The organism is Candidatus Poribacteria bacterium, assembly GCA_021295715.1.
GTDB lineage: Bacteria > Poribacteria > WGA-4E > WGA-4E > WGA-3G > WGA-3G.
The window spans coordinates 20,706-46,845 of record JAGWBV010000011.1 but is presented as its reverse complement, the minus strand read 5'-3'; the positions used below and the strand labels follow the sequence as shown (position 1 = coordinate 46,845).

25 protein-coding genes are annotated in these 26,140 nt (G+C 47.6%); 8 read left to right on the top strand and 17 right to left on the bottom strand.

What is annotated here, in order from left to right; all coding sequences use genetic code 11:
• The first annotated feature begins 943 nt into the window (after window positions 1–943).
• From J4G07_05150 to J4G07_05140, 3 genes are all read left to right on the top strand, one after another.
• Window positions 944–2,290, top strand: a complete 1,347-nt coding sequence (locus tag J4G07_05150; GenBank protein ID MCE2413369.1) for a T9SS type A sorting domain-containing protein — start codon at window positions 944–946, stop codon at window positions 2,288–2,290.
• Window positions 2,291–3,818: 1,528 nt separating this feature from the next.
• The gene (locus J4G07_05145; GenBank protein ID MCE2413368.1) at window positions 3,819–4,595 is read left to right on the top strand and encodes a T9SS type A sorting domain-containing protein; all 777 of its coding nucleotides are present in this window, start codon (window positions 3,819–3,821) and stop codon (window positions 4,593–4,595) included.
• A 120-nt stretch (window positions 4,596–4,715) separates the two neighbouring features.
• Window positions 4,716–5,423: a hypothetical protein gene (locus J4G07_05140; GenBank protein MCE2413367.1), complete on the top strand. Its 708-nt coding sequence runs from the start codon at window positions 4,716–4,718 to the stop codon at window positions 5,421–5,423.
• Between the two features lie 237 nt (window positions 5,424–5,660).
• Here the strand turns inward: J4G07_05140 and J4G07_05135 are convergent, their stop codons facing one another.
• From J4G07_05135 to moaA, 13 genes are all read right to left on the bottom strand, one after another.
• On the bottom strand, window positions 5,661–5,834 hold the full coding sequence (locus J4G07_05135; protein ID MCE2413366.1) for a hypothetical protein: 174 nt from the start codon (window positions 5,832–5,834) through the stop codon (window positions 5,661–5,663).
• Window positions 5,835–5,847: 13 nt separating this feature from the next.
• Window positions 5,848–6,183 (bottom strand): hypothetical protein, encoded by a 336-nt coding sequence (locus J4G07_05130; protein MCE2413365.1) that lies wholly within the window; start codon window positions 6,181–6,183, stop codon window positions 5,848–5,850.
• Window positions 6,184–6,186: 3 nt separating this feature from the next.
• Window positions 6,187–6,579: a DUF971 domain-containing protein gene (locus tag J4G07_05125; GenBank protein ID MCE2413364.1), complete on the bottom strand. Its 393-nt coding sequence runs from the start codon at window positions 6,577–6,579 to the stop codon at window positions 6,187–6,189.
• A gap of 64 nt (window positions 6,580–6,643) precedes the next feature.
• Window positions 6,644–6,943 (bottom strand): metal-sulfur cluster assembly factor, encoded by a 300-nt coding sequence (locus J4G07_05120; GenBank protein MCE2413363.1) that lies wholly within the window; start codon window positions 6,941–6,943, stop codon window positions 6,644–6,646.
• Between the two features lie 33 nt (window positions 6,944–6,976).
• On the bottom strand, window positions 6,977–7,288 hold the full coding sequence (locus J4G07_05115) for a non-heme iron oxygenase ferredoxin subunit (GenBank protein MCE2413362.1): 312 nt from the start codon (window positions 7,286–7,288) through the stop codon (window positions 6,977–6,979).
• A gap of 28 nt (window positions 7,289–7,316) precedes the next feature.
• Window positions 7,317–7,583 carry a hypothetical protein gene (locus J4G07_05110; GenBank protein ID MCE2413361.1) on the bottom strand — a complete coding sequence of 89 codons (267 nt, stop codon included), beginning with the start codon at window positions 7,581–7,583 and terminating at the stop codon, window positions 7,317–7,319.
• A gap of 14 nt (window positions 7,584–7,597) precedes the next feature.
• A complete protein-coding gene (locus J4G07_05105; GenBank protein MCE2413360.1) occupies window positions 7,598–7,987 on the bottom strand; it encodes an SUF system NifU family Fe-S cluster assembly protein in 390 nt (129 codons plus the stop codon).
• Window positions 7,984–9,243: a cysteine desulfurase gene (locus tag J4G07_05100; GenBank protein ID MCE2413359.1), complete on the bottom strand. Its 1,260-nt coding sequence runs from the start codon at window positions 9,241–9,243 to the stop codon at window positions 7,984–7,986. Before J4G07_05100 ends, J4G07_05105 begins: the two co-directional genes overlap by 4 nt.
• A gap of 104 nt (window positions 9,244–9,347) precedes the next feature.
• Window positions 9,348–9,689, bottom strand: coding sequence for a glutaredoxin (locus J4G07_05095; protein MCE2413358.1), 342 nt, complete (start codon window positions 9,687–9,689; stop codon window positions 9,348–9,350).
• Window positions 9,690–9,811: 122 nt separating this feature from the next.
• Complete coding sequence (gene sufD, locus J4G07_05090) at window positions 9,812–11,173, bottom strand: Fe-S cluster assembly protein SufD (GenBank protein ID MCE2413357.1); 1,362 nt, start codon at window positions 11,171–11,173, stop codon at window positions 9,812–9,814.
• A gap of 119 nt (window positions 11,174–11,292) precedes the next feature.
• Window positions 11,293–12,711, bottom strand: coding sequence for a Fe-S cluster assembly protein SufB (gene sufB, locus J4G07_05085; protein MCE2413356.1), 1,419 nt, complete (start codon window positions 12,709–12,711; stop codon window positions 11,293–11,295).
• A 46-nt stretch (window positions 12,712–12,757) separates the two neighbouring features.
• Complete coding sequence (sufC, locus tag J4G07_05080; protein MCE2413355.1) at window positions 12,758–13,543, bottom strand: Fe-S cluster assembly ATPase SufC; 786 nt, start codon at window positions 13,541–13,543, stop codon at window positions 12,758–12,760.
• A gap of 97 nt (window positions 13,544–13,640) precedes the next feature.
• On the bottom strand, window positions 13,641–14,636 hold the full coding sequence (gene moaA / locus J4G07_05075) for a GTP 3',8-cyclase MoaA (GenBank protein MCE2413354.1): 996 nt from the start codon (window positions 14,634–14,636) through the stop codon (window positions 13,641–13,643).
• Between the two features lie 211 nt (window positions 14,637–14,847).
• Between moaA and J4G07_05070 the strand changes: the two genes are divergently transcribed.
• A complete protein-coding gene (locus tag J4G07_05070; protein MCE2413353.1) occupies window positions 14,848–15,216 on the top strand; it encodes a hypothetical protein in 369 nt (122 codons plus the stop codon).
• A 52-nt stretch (window positions 15,217–15,268) separates the two neighbouring features.
• A complete protein-coding gene (locus J4G07_05065; protein ID MCE2413352.1) occupies window positions 15,269–15,922 on the top strand; it encodes a carbohydrate binding domain-containing protein in 654 nt (217 codons plus the stop codon).
• A 153-nt stretch (window positions 15,923–16,075) separates the two neighbouring features.
• Here J4G07_05065 and J4G07_05060 read toward each other — a convergent pair whose 3' ends face one another.
• The 4 genes from J4G07_05060 to J4G07_05045 form a co-directional block, all read right to left on the bottom strand.
• Window positions 16,076–16,984 (bottom strand): class I SAM-dependent methyltransferase, encoded by a 909-nt coding sequence (locus tag J4G07_05060; GenBank protein ID MCE2413351.1) that lies wholly within the window; start codon window positions 16,982–16,984, stop codon window positions 16,076–16,078.
• A gap of 458 nt (window positions 16,985–17,442) precedes the next feature.
• Complete coding sequence (locus tag J4G07_05055; GenBank protein MCE2413350.1) at window positions 17,443–18,456, bottom strand: D-cysteine desulfhydrase family protein; 1,014 nt, start codon at window positions 18,454–18,456, stop codon at window positions 17,443–17,445.
• 4 nt (window positions 18,457–18,460) lie between these two features.
• Window positions 18,461–20,131 carry a hypothetical protein gene (locus tag J4G07_05050; GenBank protein ID MCE2413349.1) on the bottom strand — a complete coding sequence of 557 codons (1,671 nt, stop codon included), beginning with the start codon at window positions 20,129–20,131 and terminating at the stop codon, window positions 18,461–18,463.
• A gap of 216 nt (window positions 20,132–20,347) precedes the next feature.
• Entirely contained in the window at window positions 20,348–23,938 is a 3,591-nt protein-coding gene (locus J4G07_05045) for a T9SS type A sorting domain-containing protein (protein MCE2413348.1), read from the bottom strand.
• Window positions 23,939–24,322: 384 nt separating this feature from the next.
• Between J4G07_05045 and J4G07_05040 the strand changes: the two genes are divergently transcribed.
• Genes J4G07_05040 through J4G07_05030 form a run of 3 tightly spaced genes read left to right on the top strand, consistent with a single transcriptional unit; the run spans window position 24,323 to window position 26,083 of the window.
• Window positions 24,323–25,348: a Gfo/Idh/MocA family oxidoreductase gene (locus J4G07_05040; GenBank protein MCE2413347.1), complete on the top strand. Its 1,026-nt coding sequence runs from the start codon at window positions 24,323–24,325 to the stop codon at window positions 25,346–25,348.
• 12 nt (window positions 25,349–25,360) lie between these two features.
• Complete coding sequence (locus J4G07_05035) at window positions 25,361–25,831, top strand: hypothetical protein (GenBank protein MCE2413346.1); 471 nt, start codon at window positions 25,361–25,363, stop codon at window positions 25,829–25,831.
• Between the two features lie 3 nt (window positions 25,832–25,834).
• Complete coding sequence (locus J4G07_05030; GenBank protein ID MCE2413345.1) at window positions 25,835–26,083, top strand: hypothetical protein; 249 nt, start codon at window positions 25,835–25,837, stop codon at window positions 26,081–26,083.
• The last annotated feature ends 57 nt before the right edge of the window (window positions 26,084–26,140 follow it).

Genomic DNA, 26,140 nt, shown 5'->3' with positions numbered 1-26,140 from the left:
TTTCACTCCGTTCTACCTGCAGGAAATACCCAATCAAAAACACCTACAAAAAGTCAAAATAACGTTGACAAACTACTAGCATAATAGTTCCATCAGACGAAGACTCAGACGAAGAAGCTCATCTGAATCTCAAAACCAACGCACAGGTTCCAGAGCGATTATGATGAAAATCGCTGATGCGTAAATCCTATGAAATTGAAAGGTGCGAAACGGTTATTTCGCACCTTTCTGAAGTCAGTGATAGGCAGTGATCAAATAGCTACTTGAGGCTGCCTATTCACTATAACAAACATGGATTAAGGGTGTAATCCCTATATCACTCTGAATTTAATCAGGGCAATCCTTGTTTGCAGTGTGTAGGGGCGTTTTTACGCCCTTACACTTCTCTTTTAGTGTATCACATTTTTAGTGGGGTTGTCAAATTTTTGCCCTCAATATGTAGTATAACGTGAGGGCATAGTAAAAACGAAGTTGTCGCGCTTGCAGAGCGGATTTGGCAAGCGTTCTGGCTTTATTCACCTTGACCACACCAAAATTTTTTACGAAAACCGAAAAAAATTGGGAGTCGGACAAAAATTTTTGCGGTCTCATATCCATTGACAAAGGAGAAAAACCCGTTGAATGTGGAATTCAACAAGGGCTTAGAAACCCCTGATTTTACAAGCCTATACCCTATGTGGGACACCAGAACACCGCAGGATAGGCCAAAGGAGTTCGGAAGTTGGCACAACTTTTGCTACATATCTTAAAAAGGAGTAGCATAAACTTTCAGTTTGCTGAGAGCATAATAGTTTCAACAACTTGCGAAATTCAAACTATGAAGTCGTTTTTGTAGGCGTGCTTTGCTTGTAGGGCGATATTTTTCTTTTTGCTTGCGGAAGCGCGCCGGTGAATCAACCCGATTGCCCGTTGCAATCGGAAAATTACGCAAAAGAGGTTTCTTATGAAAATGTTAGACTTGAATTGGAAAGTCGTCTTGTCAACCCTCGTGATGGTAGTATTGATATGTGGATTGCAAGGTGTGAGTTATTCCCAAATCTGTCAAGTTGGAGATGTGCTTCGACCTGGCGAAAGTTGTACGGATCCCGGCACTGGAGATGATTTTTCTGTGCTTGCAAACGGATCCGGTCGATACTTATTTTTTACCGCCGGAACGGGGATAAATCTGCGTGGAAATATCAATGGCAAGCAGCGAAACTTTGTCGCGAATAAACAGAACGACGGATCTTGGAAAATAGAGGCGGTGACTCCGGGCGGTGGAGGCACCACCGCGCGACCACCGCCGCAACCAGAAGCACCCGTGATTTCCGTCCCACGGACCCCGGATCTCGTGGTTGACGCGGTTCAAGCAGAACCCTCTACCGTGGCTCCGGGTGAACAGTTTAGACTCTATGCGATATTGAAAAACAACGGCACCGGAGAATCCACTCCGACAACACTCCGGTATTATCGTTCCACGGATGCGGTCATCTCCACAGAGGATACACAACTCCGTAGTGCCAACAGAGACGCGCTCGCTGCGAATGCCACCATCCATCGCTATCTTACTGTCACTGTGCCAACAACCCCCGGGACCTACTATTACGGGGCCTGCGTGGATAGCGTCACCGATGAAAGCGACACGGATAACAATTGCTCAATGGCTGTGAGTGTCACGGTAACCGCGCCACCCGTTGTTCCCGAGGATGTCAATGACGATGGCGTAGTGGATGTGCAAGATTTGGTGTCCGTCGCGCAACAGTATGGTCAAACAGGCACCACGACTGGGGATGTCAACGGTGATGGTGTTGTAAACATAGACGATTTGCTCTTGGTGACTGCGGTGTTGGATGCTAATGCTGCGGCGGCACCTTCTCTGCATTCCGATGCTTTAGCACAACTGACTGTTGCGGATGTCAAGTTATGGCTCTCTCAGGCGCGTCAACGAAGTCTCACGGATCTGAGCGTGCGAAGGGGCGTTCTGTTTTTAGAACAACTCTTGGGAGCCTTGGTACCCCAAGAGACGGCTCTCTTGGCGAACTACCCGAACCCGTTCAACCCGGAGACGTGGATACCCTATCAGTTAGAGACATCTGCAGAGGTGACGCTGACGATCTATGCCGTCGATGGGCAGGCAGTCCGACAGTTAGCCCTCGGACATCAAGCCGCTGGGACGTATCAGACTCGGAGCCGCGCCGCCCATTGGAATGGCAGAAATGAATATGGTGAACCTGTCGCGAGTGGCTTGTATTTCTACACACTCACCACAGGTGATTTCACTGCTACGCGGAAGATGCTCATTCTGAAGTAGCAAAAAAGTTATCAGTTGTCAGAACCGGTTTCTGTGTAACCCTTTCAGTTGTCAGTAGCGTGTATGGTAGATGAAAACATTTGTAATCGTCCGAACCCCTACTGACGGCTGACTCCTGCTCGCTGATAGCCCGAAAAAGGAGTTTATGATGAAAATGTTATGCAAATCGAAAATGGGCGTGTTTATTTTGGTTATTCTCTTGATAACCTTTGGTATACAAGGTGCCAATTATGCGCAGGTAGGAAACCCAACAATAACTGCCTCAACCCGGCAACCTTTAACGGAGACGACACTGAATGAAAGCGTCGTCACACTCACCCTTAGTGGTAGTACTTACGAACGGTGGTTACGTAAAGAGCACGCTAATGCCTTCAAGGTATCCGGTATTGCAGGTGTAACTCTTAAATCAGTCTTTGATAGTTTTAACCCGTTTTTCGATGTAACACGCGTAAACAACATAGTGGTAAGGGTTAAACTTGACTTCTCAGGCAATATGGACACTGATGCCACCCTCACTTTTACCGTGGGGGCAGATGCAATAGCGAACTACAATGGGCCAGCACTCACAGCAGAGATCCTAGTTCGTGAAGGTGATCCGTTCCATATACAAGGTCCCTATCTATGGATGATAACTGACGGTTCAGCCATAAATAGAGATTATCTTACCCGAGAAACTGGAGGGGCAATGACCGAAGCTCAGGTTGCCCAAAATGGTGTCAGTGAAGGAGATACTATTGATCGGTTTCAATGGACGAGTGGTGATATTGTGAACAATCCGACTGCATGCGAGAGATTTTGTGAGGGTGGCCTCTTTGGGGGTTGTAAAACCCTATGCTGGTCGAATAATATCAATAACACTCTCAATATTCTCGGATTCGGCACAGGTGGTAATATGACAGGACGTACCGCGTACGCTTTAATTACGCTGATTTCTCCCCGGGACCAAGAAGATGTTACACTGTCTGTCCCAAGCAGTGACGCTGTTAAAGTTTGGCTTAATGGCGAAGTGGTTCACACAGAAGCTGCTACCGCGCTTGGTTGCCGGACGGTTGATGTGCCTTTTGCATTTGATCCCACAGTTTGTACGCCAGATTCCTTTTCTCCTAAAGTGAATTTGATTCCTGCAACGCTTAAAGCCGGTAACAACCTTCTCTTGGTTAAGGTCAGCCAGCATGGTCAATATTGGGGTATGGGGCCGGTTAGACTCAATGCAGATTTTACTACGGCGATCCCTAAAGCGAAAACGACTACGAATTTGCCACCTACGAGGACACAAGAGATACCCGTCACCACTACCACAGTCAGTATCTTACCTGCTCCGGTGCGATCCCCTGCTGTTGGAGAACGATTAACACTCTCTCTAAATATTGCGAAGGGAGAAGATGTGGCAGGTTATGAGGCAACCGTGCAGTTCGATACAACTGCGCTTCGTTATGTCTCAAGTGCGAATGGTGATTATCTGTCTGCGGATGCGTTCTTTGTGCCACCCGTCCTAGACGGAAATCACGTGAAGCTTGCTGCAACGTCCTTGGCAGGAGAAAGCAACGGTAATGGCACTCTTGCTACGCTCACCTTTGAAGTCGTCGCGGTGAAAGCATCCACTTTAACGTTATCTGACGCGCTCCTTTCCAACAGAGAAGGAGAGAGTTCTCGTCCGCACGTTGAAGGTGCGGAGATAACGAAATCACCCCAACTTAGAGGCGATGTGAACGCGGATGGTACCGTGAACATTCAGGACTTGGTGTTGGTTGGCTCAAGTCTTGGAAAGACGGGAGAGAATGCTGCCGATGTCAATGGTGATGGTGTCATTAATATCGCGGATCTTGTCCTCGTTGCGGGGGTACTCGGTAACACTGCCGCTGCACCTTCTCTACATCTTCATTCCTTAGAGATGTTCACTTCGTCAGATGTGCGTCAGTGGCTTTCCCAAGCGCAGCACTTAAACCTCACAGACCCAACGGCGCAAAGAGGTGTTCTCTTCTTAGATCAACTCCTCATGGCATTAATCCCGAAAGAGACCGCTCTCTTGGCAAACTATCCGAACCCGTTCAATCCGGAGACGTGGATACCGTATCAGTTGGCAAAACCCGCAAATGTCAAGCTGACTATCTATGCCATAGACGGTCAAATGGTTCGGCAGTTGTCACTTGGGCATCAACCTGCGGGTATCTATCAGTACCGGAGCCGTGCGGCGTATTGGGATGGCAGAAACGCGTTCGGTGAACCTGTGGCGAGTGGTGTATATTTCTATGTGCTTACCGCAGGTGATTTTTCTGCTACGCGGAAGATGTTAATACGCAAGTAAGACGTATCTGAGAAACATAGAAAGTTGGAAGGGTGGAAGATAACATGTTTCGATGCTTCTTCCCTTCCGTCCAAGAACCCGATTGCACGTTGCAATCGGAAAATCACTCAAAAGGAGTTTATGATGAAATTGAATCCATCCGTTACACATTCTTTTTCAGTTCTTCTGTTGATATTGTTGTTATTTGTAGGTTGTGGCGAAGAAATGACAGATGAAGAAATGACAGGTCCTGAAATCGCGACCGTAAAGATAGAATTTACCTTACCTAATCCTCCGACCCCATCTGTTGATGGACCCTTCTGTAAAACAGGAGATATCCTACAGCCTGGGGAAAGTTGCTTTTACCCTGGAACAAATATCGAGATGTCTGTTCTTGATGATGGGACGCTTAATATGCTGAATCTGTTCCTTAATTCAAGACAGATACATTTTGAAAATACTACCCTCAATGACTTCCCTGTTACCCTAATTGCTCATCGCCGCAACGATAACTCGTGGAAAATAGAAAAACTTGGAGACGCTGGAGACGCTGGAAAGTTGGATGTCATTGTCTCTACTAATTATATCGAGACTTTCAGCGGTGGGTCTCCCGAGTTTATCTACAATACGAAAAACGAATTTGCCCTTACTAAGAGTTTTAGCCAAGACTTCCGCCTTGATCCTGACGATCCGATGTTGGCTGTTAAAATTACGAACAACACACCTCATGACCTATCTGTCCATTTAACCGTTCTGGTTGATGGTGAAGTAGAGGCTGACGAGCGTGACTTGTTCACATCAAAGAGCAGATCACTCAGGTGGTGGTCGTGGGGCACTGCAAACGAGTAACATCCGCACCTGCCTGCTATCGCCTTTTCAGGCAAGGTGGATTCGTAGTCATGCGATTTTGCGGCGTACTCGCCCAAATGCGGCGTGCATTATCACAAATCCGCACGTCGGCAACAGGAAACTATGAATGGTTTCCCTACTACAAACGCAAGCAGACCCCATAATTTGAAAGTTGACAAAGTATTAGCTGCAAATATTATCTTGTTCATTTTGTGCTAAGTAGCAACTTGGGGTATTTTACTCTTCTTCTACAGGCTCAAAAACAAGTCCGCAGCTGCTACAGCGATAGCCGCTGTCTGGTTGCGATTCCACAAGCGGGAAGAGCATGCCACAACAGATAGGACAAGGTTCATCAATTTCCATTTCAGCTTGTTCTATTTCGCCGGAGCGGTTCTCAAATTCAACGATCATACCTGTTTTCCTCTTAATATCTTTGTAAGGTTGGGTCAATCTCGGCTGCCCATTGGTCGATACCACCTGCGAGATTTTTGGTATCACGAAATCCGTTTTGGTGTAGATACGCGGTGGCATAGAGACTCCGCGTTCCATGGTGGCAATAGACAACAATTTCTTGGTCTGATGGAAGACTATCGACGTGGTGTGGCAATGTGTTAAGTGGTATGAGTTGCGCACCTTCAAGATGCACGATGTCATATTCGCTCGGTTCGCGGACATCTAATAAGAACACGGATTCGTTTTCGTCGAGTTTCTGTTTCAGTTCACGCGGCGAAATTTCGGGAAGGGACGGCGTAGTCTGCATTGCTCAGTTTTCTTCCTCCGTTTGGATAGGGGGCTCTTCATAAAGGGGCGCACATTCCGGGCACGGACACGTCTCGCGTAGGACTTCAAATGGGTAGATACCGGTATCGTGTCCATCGTTCCAACTGAATTGGAGCGCATAACGACCGACTAACTGAATGTCAAGCGGTTGAATATCGTCTGACACCTCAATAAGGCTTATATCTCCGTCGCCTTGTGGTGAAAAGAGGGAATGGACATCTCTGCCTTTGTGTCGAATGATAGCGCATTCAGCGCAGGGGCACATCTGTCGGAGATAGACGTATGGATACCAGCTGACATGTCCATCCTTCCACTCTACCTGAAAGGCGTTCGGATGTTTCTTGAGGAGTTTCGGTTGTTTCGCTAACCTGTTCATGATGCAGGTTGCGGCACACGGCGGGAGAAAAGCACGTGTGGCTTTTCTGAAGACCCTACTACCGTTAGAAAATGCCGAGTTCGTCCTTTGCGTCTTCAGTCATCAATTCTGCTGTCCAACGCGGTGTCCAGACAACATTAACATTGACCTCGTCAACACCCTCCATCTGCTGCGTGACGTGCTGCGTGCCGTTCACAATTTGTCCGCCAGCAGGGCATCCAGGACTTGTGAGGGTCATTGTAATGTCTACAGTCGTATCGTTGATGTCAACACCGTAGATAAGTCCCATATCGACGATATTAATCCCTATTTCCGGATCGATAATTTGCTTGATAGCTTCTAATACGGTTTCTTCGGATACCATCAAGATTTCCTCCTATGAAGTTTCGGTAATTGATTAGTCGACGCTGACGAGAATATCATCGTCCTCAATTTTGACGGCATAACAATCGACGGCTTCGACAGCAGGCATGCAGAGGGGTTTTCCGGTTTTCACACAAAAACGAGCACCGTGCCGAGGGCATTCTATCTCCTCACCGTTGAACCAACCTTCCTCCAACGGACCGCCGTCGTGTGTGCAAACGTCCTCCATCGCGTAGAACTCTCCGTCAACATTGAAGAGTAATACCGGAACAAAGTCAACTTCGACTAATTGTTTCGTGCCGGGTGGCACTTCACTCACTTTCGCAACTTTATAGAATTCTGCCATATTTGTGTTTTCTTCTTTCTTCACCCAGTTAGCCTTTAAACTGCGGATTTGGGCGTGTGTTATATGAATTCCAAATTTCTTCGTGGGTATGAAACCTTAACTGACCGGATTTTTTACGTTCAAGAATATCCTCCATATCCTCATAAAGCGGAGATTCCTTATCAAGGTGAAAAATTCCGAGTTCTTGTGCCGCAAATTCCACCAATTCTTCACGCACTACTTTGCGAATAAGGCTTTCTAACTGTTGAACACTCAGTGTGACTTGAGTTTCTGGTGTTGTTAGATTGTCGCTCATTGGGTTGCTTCTCCTTATTCATCTTCCTCGCCGGGCCAGCCTTTGATGCCGTAAGCACCTGCTTTGAGAACCTTGAGTGCCAATAATGCGCATTTAAGACGGACGGGACCCAAAGGAATACCGATCATATCTAAGATGTCGTCTCGCGAAAGTTTCTTGACTTCGGTAAGACTTTTACCTTCAATCTCCTCAGTTAACATAGAAGCAGCCGCTTGACTAATGGTACAACCGTGCCCGGAAAAACGCACTTCAGTAATGATGTCGTCTTCAACAATGAGGTCGATGCGAATCCGATCCCCACAAAGTGGGTTGTCTTCTTCATGGGAAATATCAGGATTTGGCAATGTTCCATAGTTGCTCGGATTCTCGTAATGGTCAAGCAATTCTTCCTGATATACGTTCATTCTTCTCTCCTTCTCCGGCGCCGAGTCATCAACTTTTGTGTTCTGCACAGCCCTTCGTATAACCGGTCCACTTCTTCTATTGTATTATAAAGGTAAAAACTCGCACGGGCGGTGGCGATAACATCTAACCGCTTCATGAGCGGTTGGGCACAGTGATGTCCTGCCCGAATGGCGATACTGTGCGTATCCAAAACACCAGCCACGTCATGCGAATGAATACCCTCCAGATTAAAGGAGATAACACCCGCTTTTTGATGCGGTGAAGAGGGGCCATAGAGGGTAATACCTTCAATTTCTTGTAAGCGATTGTGTGCGTATTTTAGGAGCTCTTGTTCGTGAACCTGAAGTGCTGCTAAGTTTGCTTGTGTAATATAGTCGACTGCATGTCCAAGCCCGATTGCTTCGGCGATACTTGGCGTGCCCGCCTCGAACTTGGCGGGAAGCTCAGCATAACTGGATACGTCGCGTTCGACGCTCCGAATCATTGAACCGCCACCGAGGAAGGGCGGCATCTCTTCAAGGAGTTCCAATTTACCGTATAGGACACCGATACCCGTCGGACCACACATTTTATGTCCAGAGAACGCCAGGAAATCACAATCCAGCTGCTGAACGTCAACCTGAAAATGTGGCACCGATTGTGCCGCATCAACGACGACCTTTGCACCAACAGCGTGTGCAGCTGTAATAACCGACTGGATCGGATTGATCGTTCCGAGCACATTGGAAACATGCCCTATGGCGACAAGTTTTGTTTTTTCAGTGACGAGTTCCTGAAGTTGTGTGAAGTCAAGCAACCCTTCGTCAGTTATCTCGATGTATCGGAGCACCGCCCCAGTGCGCTGTGCCAGCAGCTGCCAAGGCACAAGGTTGCTATGGTGTTCCATAACCGTGAGAACAATTTCGTCGCCTTCTTGGATGTTCGCACTGCCCCAACTGTAAGCGACGAGGTTGATGGATTCCGTCGTGTTCCGTGTAAAGATAATCTGTCGTGTCCGCGGGGCGTTAACGAGTTGTGCTACCTTCTCACGAGCGCGTTCATACTGTGCCGTTGCTTCTTCTGAGATACGGTAGATACCGCGGTGGATATTAGAACGATACGTATCATAGTAGCTATCCATCGCTTCAACGACTGGACGCGGTGTTTGCGTCGACGCTGCGTTATCGAGAAAAGCCAACGGTGGGGTTGTCGCGAAGATCGGAAAATCTTTGCGGATGCTTTCTACGTCGAGAGGGCGAAAGTGAGGGGCGTGCATAGTTGTTACCTTGTTGGAATGAAATCAGAGATTGAAAGAGTGGAAGGGTGGAAGATTGGAATGTCCATCCTTCCGTCCTTCCATTCTTGCTTCCGTTCACGCCTCTACCTGCTTGAGAAACCAATATTGACAGCGGAAGGTCCATGGTCCTCACATGCCTGATCGGTGGGGACATCGGTTTCAGCCTCGCTGGATTTAACAATTCCTTCTGAAACCAGATAGTGTTCCACTTCATCGCCGCTGACATCGGCAAGCATTATATCGTCAATCTGGACGCACGGCTGATAGGGCTGCCGCGTCTTCTGAACCATTTCACGATAGTTGTTTTCATTGTTAATGATGTCTCTATCTTCATAGTCCAAACCGTATTTGGCGAAGATGGCACGGACACCATTACTCCACCCGCAGACGGGCTTCATGTAAGCGATAATTTTCGGTTGACTCATTGTGAGTTACTCCTTTTTTATTCGTTGTCGGTTAACGAACCCATCTTCTAACCGACAACTGATAACTGAAAGGATTTTCGTAGAAAATCCGAACTGATAACTATTCCTCTGAAAACTGAAAACTATTCAAGTTTGCGCGTAACGGATGTACTCAATTCTTCGCGAACGGATTCCAACGGAATACGTTCCATGACAGGGGCAAAAAACCCGTCAACAATCAATTTTTCTGCTTGTGCGTAAGGCACACCACGACTCATTAGGTAAAAAATCTGTTCGGCATCGATCTTCCCAGCGGTCGCGCCGTGTGTACAACGCACCTCGTGTGCTTGAATTTCCAATCCAGGCAGCGTATCCGCATGCGCTCGCTCGCTGAGCAGTAAATTGTCGTTCTTCTGATACGCATCGGTATGGTTCGCCGTCGGGTAAACGTAAATGTTACCACCCCATGCCGTCTGCGACCTATCTTTCAGGACTGCCCGATAGAGTAGATCGCTGTGGGTGTGTGGTGAGATATGTTCTTGGGCAGTACTGATATCCAAGTGTTGCCGGGCATCGGTGAAAGCCAATCCCAACATTTGGGCAGTACATCCAGCACCTTCTAAGACAACAGCTTGGTTTATTTTGCTCAACCTACTACCAAAGGAGGCAGTTACCCAACAGAGTTGCGCGTCTCTGGAGACCATAGCACGATGTGAGGCGATGTTCCAAACCTGGCGATTCCACTGTTGAACCTGCACGTAAGTCACGTTCGCATTCTGTTCCGCGAAAATTTCTACGGCTCCACTATGCAACCCCCCCACATCTGGATTGGTAGATGAATTGTCCTCTAAGACTACAACCTTACTATCCTCTTCAGCGATGATGAGCGTATGTGATAGGTCGGCATGTTCCGCCTCGGACATCTTGATATAAACCCGCAGCGGTTCTTCAACTCTTACGCCTTTAGGGATATGCAGGACGTAACCACCTTGCCAGAAAGCACCGTGAAGTGCATCAAACTTGTTGTGCTGGGCAATGTTCCCGCTTTTTAACGCCGTCTCCAGAGTTACCGCCCTGCTCATAAAGTAAGTACGCAGCAATTCCGGTTGTTCTTGTAGTGCGGTGTGGAGATCTGCGAAGTATATACCTTTTTTTTTCAGCGTTTCGGTGGTGGAGGTGTATTGGAGTTGCCCATCGACTTGCGCAAGCACGCCTGCTGTTTCCTCGTCGTTGTAATCTGACTTTTCGGCGGATAATTTACCGTTCATTGGGGCATTTGGATGATATTTTTCGAGTGCGAAGCCACGGAGATGTCGCCGAGTGCGCCGCCAATAATCTTGGGTTCGCATATCAACGGTGCGTCTCCATACATCGTCTTTGGTAGTATGCGGCATCGGCAAGGATTCGTAAAGTGCGTAAGCCTCCAACCGTTTCTCACGCATCCATTTTGGCTCAGTTGCTGCTATTTTTTGAAGAAATTCTTTTGAAAAATTGCCCTTTTGCAATGTTATTTTTTCCTTAGTAATAGCCCTCAGCTATCAGCGCTCAGCAGTTCGTTGTGGGTAAAACGTTTTCACCCGTTATGCGTTCTACTGAAAGCCGATAGCCGATAGCCGACTGCTACTTAACCCACTGAACCTTCCATCTGAAGTTGGATAAGGCGGTTCATTTCGACAGCGTATTCCATCGGAAGTTCCTTAACGAGTGGTTCAATGAACCCATTGACAATCATTGTGGAAGCTTCTTCTTCCGAAAGCCCACGACTCATCAGGTAGAACAGTTGCTCTTCCCCGATTTTGCTGACGCGCGCCTCGTGTTCGATGTTCGTATCGTTTTCACCGATCTCAATAACCGGATAGGTGTCTGAACGGGAGTCTTTATCAAGAATGAGGGCATCGCAGACGACGTGGGATTTACACCCCTTCGCGCCTTTCGCAACATCGACCCACCCGCGATAACTGGATCTACCGCCATCTTTGCTGATACTCTTTGAAGTTATCTGCGAAGTGGTATGCGGTGCACAATGATAGACTTTTGCGCCTGCGTCTTGGTGCTGCCCCTTGCTTGCGAACGCAATAGAGAGAATGTCGCCGCGCGCACCAGGCTCCATCATATAGACACTCGGATACTTCATTGTGAGTTTGCTACCGAGATTGCCATCGACCCACTCCATTTGCGCGTCCTCGTAGGCAAATGCACGTTTCGTGACGAGATTATATACATTGTTCGCCCAGTTCTGGATCGTCGTGTAGCGAACTCGAGAGCCTTTCATGCAAACAATCTCGACGACCGCGCTGTGTAGGGATTCACTGCTATACGTCGGGGCAGTGCAACCCTCAACGTAGTGAACCTGGGACCCTTCATCGGCGATGATGAGTGTGCGTTCAAACTGCCCCATGTTTTCGCTATTGATGCGGAAATAGGCTTGCAGTGGGTATTCTACCTTTACACCCGGCGGAACATATACGAAACTTCCGCCGCTCCAAGCCGCACTGTTGAGCGCCGCGAACTGATTGTCCGCAGACGGGATAATAGTACCGAAGTATTTCTTCACCAAATCCGGATACTCTTTGATAGCGGTATCGGTATCGAGGAAAACTACACCGATTTTGTCCAATTCTTCGACGATGTTATGGTAAACGACTTCTGAGTCGTACTGCGCACCGACACCTGCGAGGAACTTTCTTTCGGCTTCTGGGATACCAAGCCGGTCAAAGGTCTTTTTGATGTCGTCCGGCACATCATCCCAACTCCGCTCGCTCCGGTCGGAGGCTTTGACGTAATAGTAGATGTCGTCAAAATCGAGTTGAGAAAGGTCACCGCCCCATTTCGTCATCGGCTTCTGCTTGAAAATTTTATAAGCATCGAGCCGATACTGGCGCATCCAGTCAGGTTCCCCTTTGATGTCGGACATTTGATTGATAACCTCTTCATCCAATCCTTTCCGGGACTTGAATGTAGGTTTAATATCATCGTGGAACCCGTATTTATACTCTTTACTCACCCCGAGTTCTTCTATGGTGTTCGTTTCAGAATTTGCCATTTCGCTTCTCCTATTATGTTAGCGGAATGCCGCGCACCGCTTCAAGTTAAGCCTCAGTAATACCGTGTTTTTCACGAATCGGATCATAGCCCTCTGCTTCTAACATCTGTGTGAGTTCCCAACCACCGGATTCAACAATCTGACCGTCGAGCAGGATATGCACAAACTGCGGGCGGATGTAGTCCAATAAACGCGGGTAGTGCGTGATAATCAGCACCCCTAACTCAGGTCCAATCAATTGGCTCACACTTTCACCCACGACTCGGATCGCATCAATGTCCAGCCCGGAATCCGTCTCATCGAGGATCGCAATTTGAGGTTCGAGCATTGCGAGTTGTAGGATCTCGGCACGTTTCTTTTCGCCACCGGAAAATCCATCATTAAGGTATCGCCTCGCAAAGGAATCGTCAATACCGAGTTGTTTCATTTTTGAGCGAAGTTCACGGCGAAATTCGCGCATCGGAATGAGTTTATCGTTGCCCGAACCATTCCCTTCTTTGACACGGACTGCACTCACTGCAAGCCGTAGAAAATTTGCTAAACTAACCCCAGGAATCGCTGTTGGATACTGAAAGGCGAGAAAAAGTCCAAGTTTCGCTCGCTCGTTCGGCTCCAATTCCAAAATATCGACCCCGTTAAAAATCACTTCGCCAGAGTCAATATCGTAGAGTGGATGCCCCATCAAGCCATTCGCAAGGGTGCTTTTGCCCGACCCATTGGGTCCCATCAGCGCGTGGATTTCACCCTGTTTAACAGTTAAATTTAATCCTTTGATAATTGGTTTTTCTTGAACGCTAATATGCAAGTCTTTAATTATTATCTCATTGTTCATTGTTTGACTCCGGACTCCTTACTTATAGTCAAGTTAGAAACATTTAGTACTTTGCGATTTGCGAACGCATCTCATCTTTCTCAATTGATTTTAGTGCTTATCCGCCGATTCTCGACATATTTCTTTCCGGTTTAATGAAGTCTGCTGCGTTAATCTTATGCCCTGCCTCTTTTTGGGCGACTGCATCGAGAATTAACGCCGCAATCACCTCATCTGACCCCCCTTCGCGCAGCGGCGTAAGCAGATCCGTTTCCGTTAGCGAGAAGAGACAGGTCCGAAACTTTCCATCAGCAGTGAGACGCACTCGGTTACAATTTTCACAAAACGGTTCACTCACGGAGGATATGACCCCTACCTCATTTCCGTTATCCGAGAAGCGATACCTTTGGGCAGTGTCGTTCTTCGCTTCACCGTTCTGGGTTACCTGTGTGAGTGGATAGACGGCGTTGATTTTTCCGATAATCTCTTTTCCGGGGATATACATGTTCCGTCCCCACACATCATCGGCATCAAGCGGCATAAATTCGATGAATCGGAGTTGATAATCATTTTGCCGGGCAAAGGTCGCTAAATCAACAATCTCGTCATCGGTAAAGCCGCGCATTGCGACGGCGTTGACTTTAATCGGGTTGAAACCGCATTCGTGTGCTGTTTTAAGCCCTGCAAGCACGCGTGAGAGCACCTTCCTGCGCGTCATTTGCTCGAACTTCTCTTCATTGAGTGTATCCAAACTGACATTGATACGGCGGAGTCCCGCATCGTAAAGTGCTTGTGCTTGGTTAATAAGACCGATGCCGTTTGTTGTCAAACTGATGTCTTTGAGTTCTTCGATCTGCGTCAATTGCCTTATGAGTGTAGGCACACCGGGACGCACAAGCGGCTCGCCACCGGTAATACGGATTTTGTTAACACCCAAGGCGACGAAAACGCGGGTGAGGCGCAGAATCTCATCGAACGTCATCAGTGCCGCGTCTGGCATGAAGGTCATGTCTTCTGGCATACAGTAGATGCAACGAAAGTTACATACGTCTGTAACCGAGATCCTAAGATTCGTGTGGATCCGTCCAAAGCGGTCAAGCATCTGTTGTTTCATAGTAATTCAGACAGGCAAATTCAAATTTAATAATAGTATATCACATCCCTCCGTTTTTTGCAAGTTTTTTTATAGTAAAAACTATAAAAAAGATTTCTTGGAAAAATTGGATTGCACACTGAGACCAGTTTTTCGGTTTTGCATCGACTTGACAGAACCATAGCGTTGATGTATAATATATTTATACTTTTGGAAACTGGAGGAATGGACAATGAGTGAAAAAGTGTTCCACGTCGGTGGCGTTGAACTTCACGTCGACAACCGCGATATCGGAGCAGATGGCGGTCCCTCTGTCCGTGTTTACGGCGAAGTGGATGATGAAAATGTTCAACTACTCCGCTTCGACTGCTTCCGCAAGGACCCGCATTATCACTACGATCCGTCCGGGAAGAACGATCAGCGATCTCTCGATAAAGAGAGTGTGCCGGATTCAGTCGCATGGACGATTGAGCAATTAGGACAAAATCTCGTGGAGATGATTCACACAGCAGGTTACGCCAGTGTTGCTGAAGTGGTCGATCAAACCGAGGTGACACAGGTCCTGTCTGAGGTGGAATCGTTGATGCGAAGCGAAGATTAATTTTATAGGTGTGTTTTAGCGCACAAGGGAGAAAGTTAACGTGACAAAATCTATGACTGTAAGCGTTTGCATATTCACGCTGCTGATAGGCTTGAGTGCTTTCGCTGGCACCCCACAGGATTGGGGAAAATGGAAGAAAGGTGAACTCCTTCTCGAAAATCACAGTTTTGAGGAGGATCAAGAAGCCTGGGGTTTAGAGGATGGGGCATGTTGCAATCGTGGCGGACTCTATACGATGGAAATCGATAAGAAAAATCCGCAGCACGGAAAACAGTCGCTCAAAGTTATTGGGCATAAAGCGACTGGCACCGATTGGCACGCAAAGGTTAGACAACTGGATATGTCAATGAAAGCGGGTGAGACGTATACGGTCATTTTTTGGGCACGCTCCGAAAAACCTCGACAAGTGTCCTTGAGTTTGCAGATGCAACACGATCCTTGGACCTTTTATCAAGGGGGTGCTATCAATCTATTAGGACAGGAATGGGAGGAGTACCACATTACCTTCAATTCGACTGCTGATGTTGAAAGGGATATGTGGGTCGGTTTGGCAATTGCCCAATCCGATGTCGATTTCTGGCTTGATAACTTCCGATACTTTGAAGGCGATCCGGAAGACGATCTGAGTCGCGATACGCCGTTCCCTGTTGACGCCAAAGAAAAATTGGCGACACAGTGGGGCGAAATTAAAGCGGAACGGTTCTAAAAATGTTCGTTTGGTTTTATGAAGCGCGGTCGAGAGACCGCGCTTTTTTATTCGATGCAGGACTCGATTGAGGAATTGTGTCTCTATGACGTTTCACCGTTTTTTGTAATCACACTTCTAAACGTTAGCGATACCCGTCGCTGCCGTGCGTACTTACGCGTAGCACAGTATCTCGTAGTAGACATTGGCACTATCGTGCAGTAAACCATTTACCAGTCTACGATAAGAAAAGGTTTCAACATTTGATTGGGTTCCTTGACCCCTAAACACCGAAAGGTCCGTTTTAAGTTTTTTCCATTTGCCATACAAATTAAAACGGCGCCCCCCGGATAATGATCGATGATCAGGATTTTGGTATATGAAGCACATTTTATGCTGATTGTATTCCGTCATAATCTGGATGAGTACATCAGATAGGGTATTAATGTCTAATGTTGGACTCGAAAAAAAATAACAAAAATTAAATATAATCTGTGTGCCATCACCGTTTTCAATATACTTATCCAATAATCCAGTCAAATGATCCGATTCGCGAATTAACTCGAATTTCTCAAAGAAAGGCTCTCTATAAGTGTTGGGACCGTATGTATTGATTGCTGCCGCCTTATTGAGCATCGTTTGTGAACTGTCAATTCCTAAATAAGTAATGTCGCCCTGTTCTGCAAAAGCTCGAAAAGCAATACCTGAGGTGAGTGGACCACAACCGAAGTCAATGAATACGATTTTATCCTTTTCGCTTATCGATGTGAGGCAATTCGTAAAGATGTGATAAGAACCGAAAAGGTGCCTCGGCATATGATGGACACAATAGATTGATACTTTGTCTTTTGGAAAATAATATTCATTGGAGGGTTTATCATAAGATGTTTCATCAAAATCGCTCTGTCCTTGTTTCAGGATGCGCGCTATGTCTTCCCAGTAGTATATTCTGTTATTTTTTATGTCTTCCGATAGTGCAGGGAGATCGTGTTTAAAGGGTTTTACGATGAGTTCTTCAAACAGATGCTTTAGACTTTCACTGGGTTTATAGTGGTTATCGTGAGAGCCGTGTATATAGGACATGTTTTGGGATCCTTCTCTAAGAGATCGTGTCACGTATCTCGTTGCAAGGTAACGATGGGTAAGGAGGATTTACACTATCTCTCAACAGTATCGTCTTGTAGATCGTTTTCGTTCTTGCGTGTGATTATCTTGTGCTATACTAATAGTATAATAAGTAATGCTGTTCTTGTCAAGACAATTTTTGTTTACACCGACGCAGATGTCTGCTTCACTTCCAATTCACCATGAGAAATAACAGGACTTACGCAAAATCAGTAAATTTCATCTATTCGGACGCATTCGGTGCGGTTACAAACCGCACCTACCGAGGAAATGCGTAAGTCCTAAATAAAATAATAGCGTATAAAAAAAGAGTCAAGGAAAGGTCGAACAGAGGCGAGATGTGTGTAGGTGCTGCTGTGCGTAGAACGACAGCGCAGCAACACTATCAAGGTCGGGGTTATTAAAGGAGATTGAGGCTACAGATCGGCGACTAATTCCTCATGGTATGCGAAGAGTGCGGGGGTGCCACCTGTGTGAAGGAAAATGACGGTATCGTCGCGTCCGAGCTTGCCCTGTTGGATGTGGTCAATAAGGCACGCCATTGCTTTGGCGGTATAGACGGGGTCAAGGAAAATACCCTCCGTTTTGACAACGAGTTTGAGGGCATCAATACATTCCGGCGTGAGATAGCCGTAAGCCTCTCCAATATAGTCATCTGTGTTCTGAATATCTGCATCCACAATCTGCGTGTTGAGTCCAAGGGTATCTGCGGCACTGTTCGCAGCTGTGCGCATACGTTCAAGTTTATTTTCCCAAACAATCGGAGCGATGCCGAATGGCTTCATTTTCAGCCCAAGCGTTTTGGTGCCAAGAACAAGACCTGCCTGTGTGCCGCCTACGGAAGCCGTATAAATCCAATCGGCATCAATACCTAATTGCTCTTGCTGTTCTGCAATTTCAGCGATGCACCATGTGAAGGCAACAGCGGCGAGCATAGTTGAGCGTGGTCCCGCGACAACGTAAGGTTTCATCCCTTCTGACGCCAGTCTTTTCGACAGTTCGTATTTTACGACATCTAATTCGGGTCCAAATGGGACATCAACAATCTCAACATCGACACCTGCTAATTTACCTAACAATAGATTCCCTTGCGGGATACTCTTGTGGTCACGTGCGAGACGTAAGTAGCAGTTGAGTCCAAGTTTACCGCAAGCCGCCGCGGCTTGTCTACAATGGTTCGATTGCGATGCCGCACCATGTACAATTGTATCGGCACCTTGGGCAACAGCATCACCAATTGTGAAGGTAAGTTGCCTGACCTTGTTTCCACCGAATGCTAAGCCCGAGCAGTCTTCGCGTTTGATGAAAATGCGCGGACCTCTGAGCGCCTCAGACAGCCGTGGGCATTCCTCAAGCGGTGTCGGAAAGTGACCGAGTTCTACTTGTGGGATCTGTGAAACTTTCTGAATTACGTCCGCACTCGTCTGCATCTTTTTACTCCGCTTCAATAACGACAGCCATTTGGCTGACCCGTTTTCCGTCCTTAGACTGTAAGCCTGGCGCGACGACCTCAACGATGGTGCCTGACTCGAATTCGCTGCTGCAGGCGCCCTTTACCTTGTGGTGGTTAGACGATACCTTCGTTTTCCCGATTTCAATCGGAATCACTTCGGAATCAACAAGGTCTAAGAACCAAGTGAGACGCTTCGGTAACACGTTACCGCGCGTGTTTTTGGCGATCTCAACAAAAAGAAAATCGCGGACGAACTCGATGAGGAACTTCTTGAAAACGATTACCTCAATCTTTGACGCGTGTCTCTTTTCCTGCTCGGTTAACTTCTTCGTGAAGCGGTGGAGATAGGCATCACATTCGCTCTGAATTTTCTCCAAATCGCGGGTGTTTTCAGCAAGGAGATCAGGGAATAAGGTGGGTGAGGGTGTGGAAATACCACGCGTCTGCTTGAGTGTCTGTCTAAGTTGCATGCCTACTTCAGTGAGCGTTTCAACAAGCTGTTTGGTTTCAGGAGTCGCACGCTTCGTCTCTTTCTGCCAGGCAGTTACCTCGTTCACCATGAGGTTAAGCAGCAGAATTGCGGTTTCCTCTTCACAGAGCGTTTCTGGATCCCAATCAATGAGATTCAGACCGTAGCCTTCATTGTAATCCTTCTCTAACTTAGAGAGTTTATCCTGAAAATCGTCTTGAATGGCTTCGCCTTTTTCCTGATAGTAAGCCTTACCGCGTCTTCCTTCAGCAGGAAATCCGAGGGCTACAGCAAACTGACCGAAAATTCCTTTCCTTTTCTGTTTTGAAGTTACCCTGCCCGTATAAGAGGAGCCATCTGTCCCTGTAGCTGGTGCCTGTGCTTTCCGTTGCTTCGCACGCGCACTGGAAGGCAGGGTTGGGATGGTGATTTTAAACTCAAGGTTGTTGTCTACATTAACTCCCTGTGATTTCGGAACGATATGTATAGGTGAGCGCTCTTCTATCTGTTCCTGTTTGTTTTCAGGAAGGATCAACTGTTCCGGCTCTGCCGTGCCTACTTCGGAATCGCTCGGGATCACAGTTTCTTCTAAGGATTCAGGTTCGTTCGGGACGACTGCATCTTCAATGAGTTCTTCTGCTGGATTAGGTTCAATGAGTTCTTCTGCTGGATTAGGCGGACGAGGAATAACTACTTTTTCAACCTGTTCTCCTACCGGTTTCGGCGGACGAGAAGCAACGACTTTTTCAATGTATTCTATCGTTGCGAGCTCAGATTCGGGCTTGGTGCGTGGGTCCATGTTATTAGGGTTGTGTAAAGGGGCTGTATCAACCACAGGCACGGGGTTTTCTACTAAATCCTTTGCTGGCAATTTAACTCTGAGTTCGTCCAATTCTGCCAATATTTTCTTAATACGAGCGGAAATAGGTTCCGCATTGTCAACAAAAAAGGTGAGTCGATATGCTTCGAGGACCTCCGTTGGGAGGCGCAGCAGGACGGGCGTATGAGTTAATTGAAACTGCCTCCAATTAGCGAGTCCACTCATGGCTAATTTCTGATACATTACGCGCACTTGTCTTTCGTCGCTAATCAGATTCCGGACACTCATATAGGTACGAGTACCTTCAACGCTAAATGCTATCTCAATATCTCGGAAACGACCTGTTACGCTGTTCCTGGACATCTTATATTTCTCCTTGCAAGTCTCTCATAATAGTGTGATAAGACCGAAATTTGATAAGACCGAACATGAGTTTAATGGGACGGTATCGGACTAAACAATTTAACGTTTTTTGTCCGATGGCGTTACAAAATTTTTTTGTTCAGCTATTTGAGGGGTATGTCAAGAGATTCAGACGGCTTCTATATCACAACAATTTCCGGAGTTCAGTGTAGAAAATTATCTCTTGATGAGCATTTTCCGAGTCGCATGGAAACTACCAGTTTGAATCGCATAAAAATATATGCCGCTCGCGACGGATTCGCCGGCGGTGTTACGGCCATCCCAATAGACGGTGTGTGAACCTGCCTTGTGGTAGCCAAGTGCTTTAGAATAGATACGCCTCCCGTGAGTATCGTAGATGTGAAGGGATACATTCGTATCTGAGGCGAGTTGATACGGAATCCATGTCTCTGGGTTAAATGGGTTAGGAAAGTTTTGACTTAAACCGTTGACTAACGCAGGCTTAACGACGTGCGGAGTCCAATCAGATTCCGTCCGTCCTTCCACAGCCAGTGAATAGCCTTCTATGTGTACACGAAAGATACGAAGCTGATACAGATCCGCGACATAGAGAGCACTCCCTACCAACTTCAATTCAAACGGGAACCTGAGTCCACGGAAACTCGAAGTGACTGTCAATCTACGTGTGTCAATCACCTGAACACTATTGCCCTCGAGTAGATAGAGATAGGTGCCACTAACTATCGCGTCGATGGGGAGGGCATCGCTCTCGTATGCGTCTTGCAGCGTCGGATTGTTCGGTTCAGACACATCAAGCACTGCAACACCGATACCGCTGTCCAATAGGTAAGCCCGTTCATCCGCAAGGGCAACGCCTATTGCATTTCCTTGCGTAGCATAACTTCCAACCAGGCGCGGGACTGCCGGTCCTGTAATGTCGAAAACGTGCAGCCCGCCCTCAAGGGCAGCGACATAGGCGTGTGTTGGTCGGTTGGCATCGACAATAACACGATAAGCACTCCCCGGCATGTCGCGCCGGGATACGATTCTGCTTTGTTGAGGGATCCGGCTATCAACAACGATTAGAGACTCTGCGCAGAGGTAGGCGTAACCTTCATGCAACGCGATGTCCGAAACAGGTGAAGCTGTCGGAATATGCACGGCAATCGTATCTGTGGCGAGATTGACAACGTACATTCCGGTCTCAGCGGCAACAAAACCGTGACCATTTTGGACACGGATTTTTGTGCAGGTGGCAGCCTCAAACTGGTTTTTAGAGGTGATGACACTCGTAGACAACGGCAGCCTTTTTGTCACACTGCCCTGATAAGGCGTCGTAAATTCGAGGGTCTTCAATCCTCCGACACCGTTTGCGACGTAGACAATCCGTTCCCCCGCGTCTGTTTCAACGACATCAAGTCCATAAACTGCGCCACCGGAGGCATACCGGTGTAACCATTTCGGTGATGCGGATTCGCTGATGTCTATTGTTTGGATCCCGCCCTTTCCGTCGGCGATATATGCGAGTGTATCTTTGAGGACTATATCGGTCGCATTGCCAGATGTAGGTTGTGTGGCGATACGTCGAAGCTGTCGTGTGTTACGCGCATTGATGACGTGGAGTCCGGTTTGTCTGTCTGTAAGATAGATGGTATTGTTGCGGAATTGAATACCTGTGGCAAGTCCTGGCGTGTTAAGACGGAAATCTATTTCGGGATTTTCGTCATCGGTAACGTCCACCAGAATGAGATTGCCTGAGGCGACATAGGCGTGAGTTGTCCCTCTTGTTTCTGCGACTTCGTGGGCATTGGATAAAATTGGCACAATGCCGCGCACAACAAAATCACCGAATGGGCTTGGATCGAGAATAATCAATCCGTGTCTATCATCACTGAAATAGACAGTGCCGTTGTGGATAGCAACATTGATCGGTGTGCCTGCAGTGCGAAAGAAACGTCGGGGTCGAGGTACTTGCATATTTTGGACATCGCGTATGTTGAAGACAAGCAGTCCGCGCTCACGGTCGAGGGCGTAAAGTTTGTCATCAGCGACTCGAACGCTGTGTACCCCCGTGAACCCGCCGACTGTCTTTACAATACTCGGCTTGCTTGGGACTGCAATATCAATGACTTGTATGCCTGCAGCACCGTCAGCGACGTAAGCAGTATCTCCCGCGACAGCGACAGATCGCGCCCTACCAGGCGTGACAATCTCACCAATTCGGGCGGGTTGTGTCGGCGCTACCAACGTGAAGATTTCAAGGCCCCAATCACTCGCCGCGTAAAGATGGGAGGCATTCGGGCCACCGATTGCAACATCGGTATAATCGCTGGCAAGATGGATTTGCGTCCTTGGTTCGAGTTGTGTTTCCGGTGTAAGTTTCGCGAGCGAAACACTCCGTTGGGTGAGATTACCGAGGGCGTGGGTTACAGCGTCAGGCAAAGTGTCCGACGCACGCTGGCGTGGAACATCTGCTGCACCAACGTTGTTGGCGACCGGTAAATCCACAGCGATATAGCGGAAGGTCTGTGGAACATCTGCTGTTACCATTAGCACAATCCTACCGCCGCGCAGAAGTCCTTCTCGACGAAGATGTCCTCTGTTTTTCGTGTCAAACGGGATGGGTGTAACGACGGGGCGTCCGTTGGACGGCTGATAAAGAGTTGTTGCGTAGAGGTTTCCTGAGCTATCTCCAATCACCGACAGATCCAGAGTTTCAGGTAAATTCTCAAAAACTATATAGTGTGCCCCCCATTGGTCGATGGGAATATTGTTCACCTCATTCGGGTAACTGCGAACGCGTGGGACTACAGCACTTACTTTTCGGTCACGTAGCGAAGCGTAACCGAGTTGCTTGTTTTCAGCCTGTGTATTCACCCAATTTGCGAGTCCCCAATTCAGAAAGACTTCAGGGAATCTGTCGCTTCTTCCGTTGCCTTCCAAGGCAGCGTCAATCGCTTGCTCACCGAGTGCGTCTGTCTCTATAATATTCCGGATAATCTCCGGTCCTCCATACTGCTCATAGAGGTAGAGCATGAACAGAAAGGTCCCACCGTAATAGGTATCTCTCGTATTTGCATAAGCAAGCGAGACGCTGGGATTCGCCAAATAACCGTCAACAAAAATATTGTGGACAGTGCCGTAAACTGCCCACTCAACGAAACTTGCAGTGCCTTCCTCTAACCACCGCTGGTCAGTGGTCCCGCCGTTCTGGAACCAATTGATGAGATGTGCGAATTCGTGTGCAAGACTGCTATAAAAAGTGTGTCGATCCCGTTCTCTGAACTGGTAAATATCCATATAGAGCATTTCGCGACGATTACTGTTCGGCAATGTGGGCAACTGATCGGTGGGTGAGAAATAACCGCCGTAGTCCGCTCCAGATTGGTTCATACCGACATCGTGCATCAACAAGGTAATTCGGTTGTCCCTGTCGAGTCCGGGTTTCCATTCAGTTCCCATCCACTTTCGCACGTCTGGGTAGATGCGGTTGTCAAATTCTCTTGCTACCGCAGCAGCTTCAGCATCCGTGAACAGATCTCGCACTGAATTTTCGACATAGACATAGAGGTGTTCACTCTTAGCGATACACGTCGCTATTACCTCTGCCTCAGGAATGTGAATAAAAAGTCGCTCTACGTGTCCGATTTGAACCGGGGCGGCAGGTGCAGCGGGAATTTCTTCAGGGGGCTGTTGACTGATATGCTCTTGATGCAGGAGAGGTGTCCCGCACAACCAAGAATCCGAGAACACCGGAGCACTAATGACACAAGAAATAACGATAATTGATATTATTAAAAGTCGCATTGGATGTGTAATTATTCCTCAGTATACACGCGCTGCAGCGCGCGGGTCTCATAAGTTTCAGTGTATTATTCGTTGTACCTTAATCACATATATCTATAAAAAACAAATTGCCCAAACTCCCACAAATTGTATATTTATTTTACAATGATTGTAGCGTAAATTCAACCGATACAACAATTTAAGGAGGCAGCCCGTATGGGTACCCTCCGGATTCCTCGCTGTTTCTCCAACTAAGAATACGCAGGCGACCTTATGGGGGACACTTAAACAACCCTCTCACACACGAAAATAAAAAGCTTATTCCCACCAATTCTCCTATTCTCTTGCCAATTTCCCGCGTCTATGCTATCTTCTTAGGCAACCCTCGAAAAAGGAGAAATCGCAATGTATCGTGTCGGTATCATCGGATTGGGCAGTATCGCCGCCCGTTATTCAACACCAGATGACGCTTATCCCTATTGCCACACAGGCGGTATCCGTTTTTGTGAGACAACCGAATTGGTCGCAGTCGCTGACATGTCCCAGGAACGCCAAACAGAATTTCAACAGGTGTGGGGACCTGCCTTCCCAACCAATTCCATAAACTACTACGAAACGGATACGCAGATGCTTGAAAGTGAAGATTTAGACATCGTTGCTGTCTGTGTGCGCGGACCGCATCATTTTCAGGTAATGCAGAACGTCCTAAGGGCGGACATCAAAGCCATCTTCCTCGAAAAACCCGCTGGATGTTCCCTCGAAGAGGTCGATACGATGACCGCAGGTGCCGACGCGAAAGGAATTCCGATTGTCGTGGATTACACGAGGCATTGGGCACCACACCTCATACGTCTCCAATCGCTTATCAAGGACGGACTCATCGGCGAGGTGGAAACCGTTATCGGTTATTGTGGTGGGGGTGTGCTTTCCTTCGCTATCCACACGACGGACATGATTTGCCAGTTCGCTGGCTATGACCCGGTTTCAGTGACTGGATATGTTTCTGGTGGTGGGGATGTGCCAGAGCCTTATGAACCAGAACCGGCGATTGTGGGTTCAACGATCCAATTTGAAAGTGGTATTATCGGTTTCCATGTCGGAAACCATGGCACACGGGGTGGATTCTCGGTTGATGTCCTCGGCAGTGAAGGCAGCGTTCAGGCAGGTTTTTATAGCGACACCACTGTGCATAAAGCGGGGAAGTTAGTTGATAACGCAACCCTCGATCTTCCTGAAAACGTGGGTCCGTTCAAGGTCGCATATAAACAGATTACCGATTACTTAGACGGTGGACCCTTGCCCGATTGTGCGCGTGACGATTATACTGCTGTCAATGAAATCGGCTTCGCTACCATTGAAAGCGGCATAACTGGACAAACAGTCCAATTCCCGTGCCAAAATAGGACGCGACTCATTTTCGCGAACGGCTAATACGAGGTTCCTATGGCACCTTTGCGTCAACTTGATCCTCTATCTCGATTCTTTATGAAGCTTTATCGCGGTAAGCGGTATAAGGAATCGCCGCATACGCCGCTGCGCGTGCCGTTGAATGAATGTAGCGTCGCGCTCATTACAACCGCCGGTTTTTTGCTTGAGGGGCAGGATCCCTTTGGGAACGGAGATTGTTCCTACCGAGAGATCCCAAATTCCGTTCAGACACAAGCACTCATAAATGGACATAAAAGTGCCGCTTACGATGAACGGGGTCTCGAAACAGATCCGAACCTTGCGTTCCCACTTGATAGATTCAGGGAGTTGGAGATCGAAGGTAAAATCGGTTCGCTCAATCACAGACACTTCAGTTTTATGGGATCCATTACAAAACCGCACGCCCTTATTACGCAAACCGCACCTGAGGTTGCACAGATGCTTAAAACCGATGGTGTGAACGTCGCTTTCTTAACCCCTGTCTGACCGATGTGCAATCAATCCGTCGGATTGATACAACGTGCTGTTGAAGATGTGGGAATTTCCACGGTTTCAATTACCCTTATTGAGGAAATTACGAGGAAAGTAAAACCACCTCGTGCCTTGCTTGTTCCGTATGGCTTTGGACATCCGCTCGGTGAACCCGACAACCCAGAATTGCAGCACGCACTCATCGCCGAGGCACTCGAACTTTTAGCCGACGAGACCCCGCCTCCTATCCTTAAAAGTAGTAGGTGACACCAGCAGTTAGCAATCAGCAGCCAGTAAAGAGGTTTCCTTAGACCGAAACCCATA